Genomic DNA, 5,784 nt, shown 5'->3' on the forward strand with positions numbered 1-5,784 from the left:
CGATAAGAAAGCCGATCTCTTCGCCTAATTGGATAAACTATTATTGCCTCGTCCCTTAGCGGTTTGTGGTATTGAACTTCTCAATTGATTTGATTATAAAAATAGTGGATTAATAACCAAAGCTGCTTAAAACGAGTGCCTGTCCTGCATTATTATGTCTTGACGGTAGAGGTTTGCCCGCTCTTGAGCCTTGGGCGCGATAGACACTGCACGTTCACGGCTATTCTTGCTGGGCGGAAATGTGCGGCCACCGCGCTGGAAAAGTCTAGGCCAACAAAAGCCGCATGCCCGTGAACGGGTTGGCTTTGTGTTTACGCAGGAAGTGGAAGCCAAAAAACCGCTAGGGCATGGCCTTAGCGGTTGGTGCTAAGGATGTCCTAGATTATTCTTATTGATCCTGTCGGCTAATATACTTGGTCGTGGTTGCCAACATCGATCAGAATGATGTCCTCATCGCGTATAACCATTTCCAAAACAATGCGGTAACTCATATTTATTGATACTGATGACAAACCGTTTAAACGGCCTTGAAGGCCGTGTAGCCTGAGCGAAGGGTGCTGAGGATTAACCTCTAGCAACTCTAACGTTTTTTGGTATTGGGTAAGAATTTCAGGGTGTTTTTTTAAAAATTTCTTGGCTTTTTTGAGATAGCTTTCTGGGTAAATAATCCTATAAGCCATCAGTCATTCTCTTCATATGGTCGGCAACACTTTCCGTTGTGTAACGACCCTCTTCAACATCTGCCTTTGCTTCTTGTAGCGCAACAGTAAGCTCGTATTCACGTAATTTGGCATATTTCTCAACGTCCATTACCACGTAACGATCTTGACCTCTTACTGAGATAATAACTTCCTCGTCCACCGCCAATCGGGCTTCAACGGCAGAAATGCCTTTGGTTTTTAACTCATTTGCAGTAACAGCTTGCATAGTAACAACCTCAAAAAGTACGATTAACAATACTTTTTAGGATACTATTAATAGCCTTTGTTGGCTATAATTGATCTATACCGTTTTCGTATTAGCCTTTGCCAGACAAGTAGCCCCACCGCGCTGGAAAAGTCTAGGCCAAAAAAAGCCGCATACCTGTGAAGGGATGTGGCTTTGTGTTTACGCAGGAAGTGGAAGCCAAAAAACCGCTAGGGCATAGCCTTAGCGGTTAGTGGTATTGAACTGCTCAACTGGCTTGATTATAAGAATAGTCGATTAATAACCAAAGCTGCTTAAAGCGAGTGCCTGTCCCAGCTATTCATTAATAGGTGTCTTCATTGGAAAAGTTGCCGCCGGAAAATTGAATGCCCCATCTGCTGCTATCTTGCGCAGTTGCGTTTTCTCCCGATAGTGAAAGCGCGGAACCGGTAAGCCTATTCCTAATAATAAAGCCTTCTGTTCCATCTTCATCAGCCTCAATCAGCCACTGAGAGGAGACCCATTGTGCTCCATGTAGAGTAAGTCCATCAGACCCGGCAATAATTTCAGTAGCCCCTGTGTTCGGGTTTACGTGAAGATACTTTCCGCTTACCCAGTCTTGAATCTGCAGGTAACCCTTGTTATCAGTCACTTGAAGTGGCGTTTCATCTATTAGGCGAAAGCGCCAAAAATTTGAGATCCACGAAGTTCCTGCGGTAACTCGTCCTCCTGAGATGGTTTTAAGTTTAATTCTTGCATTATCTAGATTATAAATCCTACCAAACTTATCAAAGTTAACATGCACGCTAAATAAATCCATTGCGCTTGGGAATTCGCCAATGTTGTATGATGGTAGTACTGGCTCAATAATTGTCGAAGAAATAAAGTCATTGGGTATTAGTGATGCTTGCCCTCCAGCTAGATGTAATTTTTGATTCCATTCTCTATTCATAACGAGTACTCCACCAAGCCAGGGAAGAATTACCCATTCAGAGTTTTGGTTTTGCCGATTGACTGAGGTGTTTTCAATTAGCGCTAGCGATCCATTATTCGAAAATAAGATCGGTTGACCTCCTCCAGCTAGTGGTGATCCCCAGCGACCTTGAATATGATATGTGTGAGAAATTGGCTGTCCTAGTCCGTCTATTTTTGGGATTAGCTTCCATTGAGCCGAATGCGCTCCAAGGTGTACGTTTTGGCTAGTAATTGAGCTGCCAGAAACTAAGGGGTCAGCGTAAAGATTTAGTCCGTCTCTATAATTTAAGGTTAAATTATCACGTGCGTCATCGGTTCCGTCAATCGCTCTAAATCGAATATTTTGTCCGTTATTTAAAGAGGCCTGAATAACGGCGTCCTGCTTCATACTGGTGTTTAAAGTCGAATGTTTACGACCCATTACTGAGGAGTAATTGTAATACAGCATAGTAGAGCTGAAATCGAATTTCCCTAAAGGGCAGCCTACCAGCCTGGTTTCCCAGTTGATCAGCCATTCCGTATTATCAAAATCAGTTCTAAGAATATCGATATATTGATCGCGTGCGAGGTGCTGCTGCTCATGGGCCAAGCCTAGAGCGTGTAATAACTCGTGACGAATTTCTTCTTCGGGTGCGTCGGCACGTAACCATACTGTACCCTTAAAATCACTACCATCCCATGCCATACCACAACGAAGAGCGCTAAGAGGGCCACTTTGAAAATTTACTGGATAGGCATAGCTACGGTTTTTCGATGTTTTTTTAACCCGAATAAACTCATATTCCGAGTGGTCACCTTGGGCCGATATATTATTAAAGCTCATAACGAGATTGTTATCTAGCCAAGCTATTGAGTTATCGATTCGGGCTTTCAGCGCTGTATCTAATTGTATTTCCGGCTCTAATAAGTATTTAATATTCATCGCAAATGTCTCCCCGTCTGCTTCCAGCAGCGGCAAACCTCTGAGTTGGGCTGCAGATAAGTCGAATGCAGTAAATGACAACATAGATATTAGGAGGCGGTATAGTAAATTTTTCATGTTAGTCCTTTTATTGACGGGTGCTTTTATCAGAATGCTATAGTGTTTACTTATAGCGTATTCATTGTTGCAGTTTATTTGAAAAGTGTAAACTGGTTTATCATATGGGCTTGAGGTGGATAAGGTTTAATTATTTTTTACTTTAATTCAAAGCGTATAGTTAAATGATTTGCGCATCTGATTTCAGATGTGCCAACTTTTTATTTGATTTACAGTTTGACTAGCAAGGGAGGATAGCGGATTTACGTATTGTGGATAGCCCTTTGTAGTATATTGATACTCAAGTTTTCGAGTTCATTACCTCTTATTGATATGTTCAGTTATTTTAGGCCAGTAATAGTCTATCAGAGTAGGGTGAGAAAAAAGGGGGGTAATATGGCGCATGTTGGTCTATATTATGCGTGGTAAAAACGAGTGCCTGTCCCAGCAATAATGAGTTGCGCTAGAATCTATCCGCCAGTTTGGCTTGCCTCTAAAGCCCTTACTTAAATTTGATGGCAATCTTAAAAATACTGAGCAAGCGGGCATTGTTTTTGGGCAAACAGATTATATTGAGTTGGTCGACTGGACGGGCCGAATTATCCGTGACGATAAACGTGGTGCAATCAACGAAAACCTTCCACCTATACTTGCTCGATTAAATATCGACATCGATGCCTGGCTTCTGCAAACACAATATTTTGAGCAACACTATCAAGCTTTGTTCGCTAAGCGCAGGAAAAAGCGCGCCGCATAGTTCGAAGCGACTTCAATTACAATTCTGCTGCACTAACAGCCACCACTCCTGCATCAATAAATAGCCCCAAGGCATTAGCTTTGGGGTTATTGTGTGTTTTGGATCTATGGGCGAGAAGTTTCTTGAGGGTAGGGGAGTTCTGGTATTTTTACTGGTTTTTGGGTGTCGTTATTATTTTAGGGTGCCTGTCCTACATTGTTTTCTTAAAGCGAGTGCCTGTCCCGCTATCTTTCTTTACCAAAACAGAGGTAGCTTATTTGAAGTTTCAATAACAGTACCACTCTTTTTCCCATTGCAGGATTCACATAATATCTGAAGGTTTGTGGGGTCATTTATACCGTATAACGCAATTGGAACAATGTGATCCACTGCCAATTTACCATAGACATGAAACACTGACCTTAAATCGCACTTACATAGGGCACACAGTCCTTTTTCACGGCAAAATAATGCCCTTTCTAGCCATTTCGGCCAATATTTACATCGTGGCGTCTTTTCCCCAAGGTATTCTGCAATTCTAATATTAAATTTTTTCATTGCTTCACGATCAGAAAACAACAGAGTGAACACCTCAGTGGTTAGCATTGATGGTAAACTATCCATCACCAGCCCTTCAATGTAATCTGCATGACCATATTTGCAATTTTCCTCTAGATCTTCCGTTACAACTACTGTTTCACCAGTATCGTCATCTCTATAATGTTCTTCTACGAAGCGAGTTAACGACAAAAACTCAATTCCATGCGATTCGAGCATAGGAAATACTTCTTCAATACAACAATAGTCCCACCCTGCGCCTCGAAAATTGAAGCGAAGATCATCATGAATTACATAATCAATATAATCGTGCAAAATTGTCCATTGTTGTGGTTTGGCGATTTGATTTTCAATATCGCTGGCAACCTCAACTGGTTCGATAATGTATCTTTCTTCAAAAATAGCCTTCCGCACTTTGTCAGCATAAGCATAGGATTCGCTAAAATTAAAACTATGACATTTATCAAGTATATGTTTCATACTTTGCAACCATTTAACAGTTGTATATGCGACGTCGCATATATCATTCTTAAAAAACGCCCAAGCAAGCCTAAACTCGGCGTGAGGCTTGGTGGCAGACGTATTGGCATCAATAATAATACCCCATAATAAAGCGACATGCTGTCGCAATTACCTTACAGGCGCGACACGTCATATCCAGCTAAACCCGTACATTGCGACATGGCTCCAGTAAGCTTGTCGCAGTACTACCTATGTCATTAATTAGTTACCGACCACTTTAATCGCATAATTCGGTATGGCGTCGTAAAGATCTGATACTGCGACACGGGGTGCTGTCGCTTTTCCCATGACGCTTTATCCGATGTCATAAAAACCAGAAAAATGCGACGTCGGCATATTGGGGTACAAACTCGGAGAGGTGCTCGCTTTACGGTAGTAATAACCTTGTACTGGACCCTTATTCAATCCGCTAGCAATAGCAGCTGTGATAGATACTCGTTTTACAATATCCAACAAAAGTATGCAGGGGCAGCAGGTCTATCCCAGGCCGTCGAAATATAGACTTTACCCAGGGTGATTAATTTCTAGCATTTGGATGCTGCTATTGTCGAAATTTCAATTTTCGTTTTTCATCATGACTAAATCGCCAGAAAAATGAGCTTAAAATATGGCTGCGGGGTTATTTTTTGGGCATTCAAGCGCCGGGAGCGCTTGTATAGCACCCAGGGATGGCTTGAGCGGCCCATAAAATGGCTGCGCAGTCATTACTGCGGATAGAGCCTTTTTCCGGGATACTGAATTATGGCCAAAAAGGGCTTATTTCGACGGCCTAGGTCTACCCCTCCTAAAGCATGGGTTGGCCTGGCGTGTCTAAGGAGCGCTCAGTTATTTTTGAAGCCGCACATCGGCCTAATCAAACCCGCCCGCTGGCTGCAACAAAATCAGCGCAGCGGACTATTTGACCAACCCCAACTTAAAAAGAGGGGGTGGGGGGCTTCCAGTTTGGTCGTTTTCAGCGGTAAAGAGCTTCAGGGACGAGGAAACAATATTTCATCCACTAATGCTTGATCTCGGCATCCTTACCTTCGTTGCTCAAAGCGTTACATGCCTCGGTAACTGCTCCACGACA

Annotated in this window: 5 protein-coding genes; 1 reads left to right on the forward strand and 4 read right to left on the reverse strand. The window is 42.6% G+C overall.

What is annotated here, in order from left to right; all coding sequences use genetic code 11:
- Nucleotides 1-404 precede the first annotated feature (404 nt).
- The 3 genes from AC3A8L_RS19220 to AC3A8L_RS19230 form a co-directional block, all read right to left on the reverse strand.
- Nucleotides 405-680 (reverse strand): type II toxin-antitoxin system RelE/ParE family toxin, encoded by a 276-nt coding sequence (locus tag AC3A8L_RS19220; RefSeq protein ID WP_487963890.1) that lies wholly within the window; start codon nt 678-680, stop codon nt 405-407.
- A complete protein-coding gene (locus AC3A8L_RS19225) occupies nt 670-927 on the reverse strand; it encodes a type II toxin-antitoxin system Phd/YefM family antitoxin (RefSeq protein ID WP_487963891.1) in 258 nt (85 codons plus the stop codon). Before AC3A8L_RS19225 ends, AC3A8L_RS19220 begins: the two co-directional genes overlap by 11 nt.
- A 322-nt stretch (nt 928-1,249) precedes the next feature.
- Complete coding sequence (locus AC3A8L_RS19230; protein WP_487963892.1) at nt 1,250-2,920, reverse strand: M12 family metallopeptidase; 1,671 nt, start codon at nt 2,918-2,920, stop codon at nt 1,250-1,252.
- A 466-nt stretch (nt 2,921-3,386) separates the two neighbouring features.
- On the opposite strand from AC3A8L_RS19230, the gene AC3A8L_RS19235 reads away from it, so the two are divergent.
- The gene (locus AC3A8L_RS19235) at nt 3,387-3,656 is read left to right on the forward strand and encodes a hypothetical protein (RefSeq protein ID WP_487963893.1); all 270 of its coding nucleotides are present in this window, start codon (nt 3,387-3,389) and stop codon (nt 3,654-3,656) included.
- A 234-nt stretch (nt 3,657-3,890) separates the two neighbouring features.
- On the opposite strand, the gene AC3A8L_RS19240 is transcribed toward AC3A8L_RS19235, so the two are convergent.
- The gene (locus AC3A8L_RS19240; protein WP_487963894.1) at nt 3,891-4,673 is read right to left on the reverse strand and encodes an HNH endonuclease; all 783 of its coding nucleotides are present in this window, start codon (nt 4,671-4,673) and stop codon (nt 3,891-3,893) included.
- Nucleotides 4,674-5,784 lie beyond the last annotated feature (1,111 nt).

This window comes from Marinagarivorans sp., assembly GCF_982758155.1.

What these genes read in the sequence shown, in the direction of transcription:
- AC3A8L_RS19240 (WP_487963894.1), bottom strand. Translation starts at nt 4,673, where the DNA reads ATGAAACATATACTTGATAAATGTCATAGTTTTAATTTTAGCGAATCC.
- AC3A8L_RS19225 (WP_487963891.1), bottom strand. Translation starts at nt 927, where the DNA reads ATGCAAGCTGTTACTGCAAATGAGTTAAAAACCAAAGGCATTTCTGCC.
- AC3A8L_RS19230 (WP_487963892.1), bottom strand. Translation starts at nt 2,920, where the DNA reads ATGAAAAATTTACTATACCGCCTCCTAATATCTATGTTGTCATTTACT.
- AC3A8L_RS19220 (WP_487963890.1), bottom strand. Translation starts at nt 680, where the DNA reads ATGGCTTATAGGATTATTTACCCAGAAAGCTATCTCAAAAAAGCCAAG.